Source organism: Peptoniphilus sp. (genome assembly GCF_050943655.1).
Classification (GTDB): domain Bacteria; phylum Bacillota; class Clostridia; order Tissierellales; family Peptoniphilaceae; genus Peptoniphilus_A.
Map to the genome: position 1 here is coordinate 1 of NZ_JBMNPQ010000106.1, position 3,685 is coordinate 3,685.

The following is a 3,685-nucleotide window of genomic DNA, read 5'->3' on the forward strand; positions in this document are numbered from 1 at the left end:
TTTTTTAACTACTTTCTCATCTATCTTTGTATCAACTTCAACAGTTAGTGTTACTATTTGAGTAAGTTCGTCCTTTTCTGTATTAATAGATTCTATATTTAAATCACTTTCATTAAGAGCAGTAGAAACACTTGCTATTACTCCCTTTTGTTCATTGTATTTAAAAAGTAGAGTAGGATATTTTCCGTCAAACTCGACGTCAATTCCGTTAATGTTAACAAGTATCATGTTTCCACCACCAATGGAAGAACCAATTATATACTCTTCTTCCCCATCAGCATATGTAAAGACAATCTTTACAGTGTTTGGATGGTATTTTTTACCAAGATCACATGGAATAAATTTATAATTTATACCTCTTTCTTCTGCTATGTGGAAAGAATCTCTTAGGGAATCGTCATAAGTTTCAAATCCCATTATTCCTCCAAGAAGAGCCTTGTCTGTGCCATGTCCCTTATAAGTATGTGCAAATGAGCCGTGAAGGTAGAAGTCTACCTTTACCCATCCTGGTCTTGATACTCTTGCTGCCACTCTTGCAATTTTACACGCACCTGCTGTGTGTGATGAAGAAGGACCAACCATTATTGGACCAAGTATTTCGAAAGAACTATACTCTTTCATTAAGTAAATCACCTCTATATTAAAACTAATAATTCAAATAAAAACATTTCCGCTTAATATTATACTAGAAAGAAACACATTTGTACACGTGAAATTGACACAGTTTGAAAGTAATACGCTTTCCTCACTTTTGTGATTTAATGATTTTAAAATTCTTTCCTTTATTTAAACTAAGTTTAGAATTTACTGCTCCATCTCTCGCACCGTTCTCACATTCTAATCTCTAGAAGCTTTTAGTTTGTGAAATTTTTAATTCCACTATGTGGATTATAGATCATTTATAAAACAATCGCTTTCAGGCATAATTGTACGCTTTAAAGTCCAAAATTGAATTTTTTCGCCAAAATTTTAATAAAAAATATAAGTTTTCATTGGTTTTTTTATCAGTTTTATTAAATTTGTAAATTTCACAAAGTCCCAAGTCCAATAAAAATTTTAAAATGTTTTAGATGAGCAAATCGCTTTTCGCAGATAAACTTAACTTCTAACAATACTTAAAGTCATCGCGTTAAAATTTACTATAGTGCCCTAAACCGTTTTTCCTTTAAAGGAAAACTGGATTGATAAAAATTCAATAATCCATTGAAATTAACATTGTTCTTCGGTACAATTATATGGTACTTTTATATTATTTAGGAGGTTATTATGTCAAAGAAAGTAAAAGACAATAATGATGTCGGCAGCTTCCTGAAAGGTGTTGAAAAGGTTGGTAATGCGCTTCCGCATCCAGCGATGATCTTCGTAATTCTTTCAGTAATCGTAATCATCATCTCACATTTCGCAGCTAAATCTGGCATGCATGTTACATATTTTGATGCAAAAGCTGGAGAAGAAGTTACAAAAGAAGCAGTTTCACTTTTAAACTGGGAAGGTTTAAGATTTATATTTAACTCAGCAACAGATAACTTTACAAGTTTTGCTCCACTAGGAACAGTTCTAGTAGCTATGCTTGGTGTTGGTGTAGCTGAAAACAGTGGTCTTTTCTCATCAGTTTTAAAGAAAATGTTATCTAATGTAAACCCTACTCTTCTTGCTGCAACAGTAGTTTTTGTTGGGGTTATTTCAAATATAGCAAGTGATGCGGGATATTTAATTGTAGTTCCACTAGGTGCACTTATTTTTGCTAATGCAGGACGTCATCCACTTGCTGGTATTGCAGCTGGATTTGCCGGAGTTAGTGGTGGTTTCTCAGCAAACCTTATTATTGGTACAACTGACCCACTTTTAACTAATATCACTAATGCGGCACTTAAGGCTAGTAAAATTGATGTACAACTTGCTCCAACTTGTAACTGGTACTTCTTAATTGCTTCAACATTCTTAGTTACAATTATCGGTACTCTTGTTACTACAAAAATTGTTGAAAAGAACTTGGGAGAATACCAAGGAGAATATGAGCCAGACAACACTCCTCTTACAGATGTTGAACTTAGAGGACTTAGAAACGCAGGTATAAGCGTGCTTATCTATATTGTTATTATGGCACTATTAATGTTCCCTGAAGGAGCTCCTTTTAGAACATTCGACGAAGTTGCAAACGCAGTAAACCTTAAAGAGTTCTTGGGACATGGACTAATTCTTGCACTACTATTATTATTCTTAATTCCAGGTATTGCTTATGGAAAAACTGTTGGAACAATTAAAAATTCACAAGACCTTGTTAAACACATGGCAGATGCAATGTCAGGTCTTTCTGGATTCTTAGTTCTTGCATTCTTCTGTGCACAATTTGTTGAGTACTTCTCACAAACAAACTTAGCACTTATACTTGCAAAAAACGGTGCAGACTTCTTAAAGTCAATTAACCTTAACGGAGCGCCACTACTTATACTATTCATCTTAGTATCAGCATTCATAAACCTATTTATCGGATCAGCTTCTGCTAAATGGGCAATTATGGCTCCAATATTTGTGCCAATGATGTATGAAATTGGTCTTTCTCCAGCACTTACACAAGTTGCATATAGAGTTGGAGACTCATGTACAAACATCATCACACCACTTATGGCATACTTTGCAATGGTTGTAGTATTTATGCAAAAATATGACGAAGATGCTGGACTTGGTACACTTACTTCAATGATGCTTCCATATTCCCTATCTTTCTTAGGCGCATGGACAATATTCTTAGTAATTTGGTACTTACTTGGAATTCCAGTAGGACCAGATGCACCACTTCATGTTGCAGATATGGCAAGTCTATTGATGTTTTAATATTAATTAAAGAAAAACTGATTGGGAATATCCTAATCAGTTTTTTTGTTGCCATATTTTGTTGTTATCTCAAAATTTATTAAACAAATCAGCCTACTCCAAAGTCTGTAATATTAAATAGAATATCTACCTTTGGATCGTCTTCTAAATATCTGTAGTTTTCGTAGAACCACTTAACTAATTCATCGTCTCTTTTCACATCTGTAGAATTTTCTTCAAAAATATTTACAGTCGCGTGATCGAAGTTTTTAATAATTTCCATATCCCTTGCAATGCTCTCTTTAGTCTGACCCTTTATACCGACCATGATGCATGGTGAGTCAAAATATTTTTTTACTTCTTGCCAATTTGTAAAGCTTGCACCTTTTTTTAAATAATTTTCTCGAAAATCATTGTCAAAAGTTTCAACACCTGTCTTAAAAGTTATTGGAACGCCAAAGTAGTCTCTAATCTCATCCAACCTATGTCGATAAATCCAGTGAGCTTCAAAAAATAGTCTCTTTATATTCTTCTCATCGACAACTTTTTTAATTGCCGCCATAGTTTTATCTGTAAGCTCAAAGACAGATGCCGAGTCGATAACTTCTAAAACTTGAAATTCGCCCGTCACATTCTTTAAAACTTCAAGATTAACCTCATCTATATAGTCCTCATCGACTTCATTGTCGTTAATATAGTCGCAAAAGATGCACTTACCCCACTTGCATGGCTTTGCCTTTAAGAGAACAATCTCTCTTTTTGTTTTATTTAAAATTTTTGAATATCTATTGATAAAATCACCACCTGTTATATACTGATTATATAATATAAAGAGGAGGAAAATCATGAATTTTGCATTTAATTCTTACTT

Annotated in this window: 3 protein-coding genes; 1 reads left to right on the forward strand and 2 read right to left on the reverse strand. The window is 33.6% G+C overall.

Annotated elements, in window-relative coordinates; all coding sequences use genetic code 11:
* A partial coding sequence (gene sdaAB / locus ACOX6R_RS07555) for an L-serine ammonia-lyase, iron-sulfur-dependent subunit beta (protein ID WP_433448866.1) occupies nt 1-621 on the reverse strand: 621 nt, incomplete at its 3' end.
* A 645-nt stretch (nt 622-1,266) separates the two neighbouring features.
* Between sdaAB and ACOX6R_RS07560 the strand changes: the two genes are divergently transcribed.
* Nucleotides 1,267-2,835 (forward strand): AbgT family transporter, encoded by a 1,569-nt coding sequence (locus ACOX6R_RS07560; protein WP_433448868.1) that lies wholly within the window; start codon nt 1,267-1,269, stop codon nt 2,833-2,835.
* Nucleotides 2,836-2,923: 88 nt separating this feature from the next.
* Here ACOX6R_RS07560 and ACOX6R_RS07565 read toward each other — a convergent pair whose 3' ends face one another.
* The gene (locus ACOX6R_RS07565; RefSeq protein ID WP_433448870.1) at nt 2,924-3,607 is read right to left on the reverse strand and encodes a radical SAM protein; all 684 of its coding nucleotides are present in this window, start codon (nt 3,605-3,607) and stop codon (nt 2,924-2,926) included.
* Between the last annotated feature and the right edge of the window lie 78 nt (nt 3,608-3,685).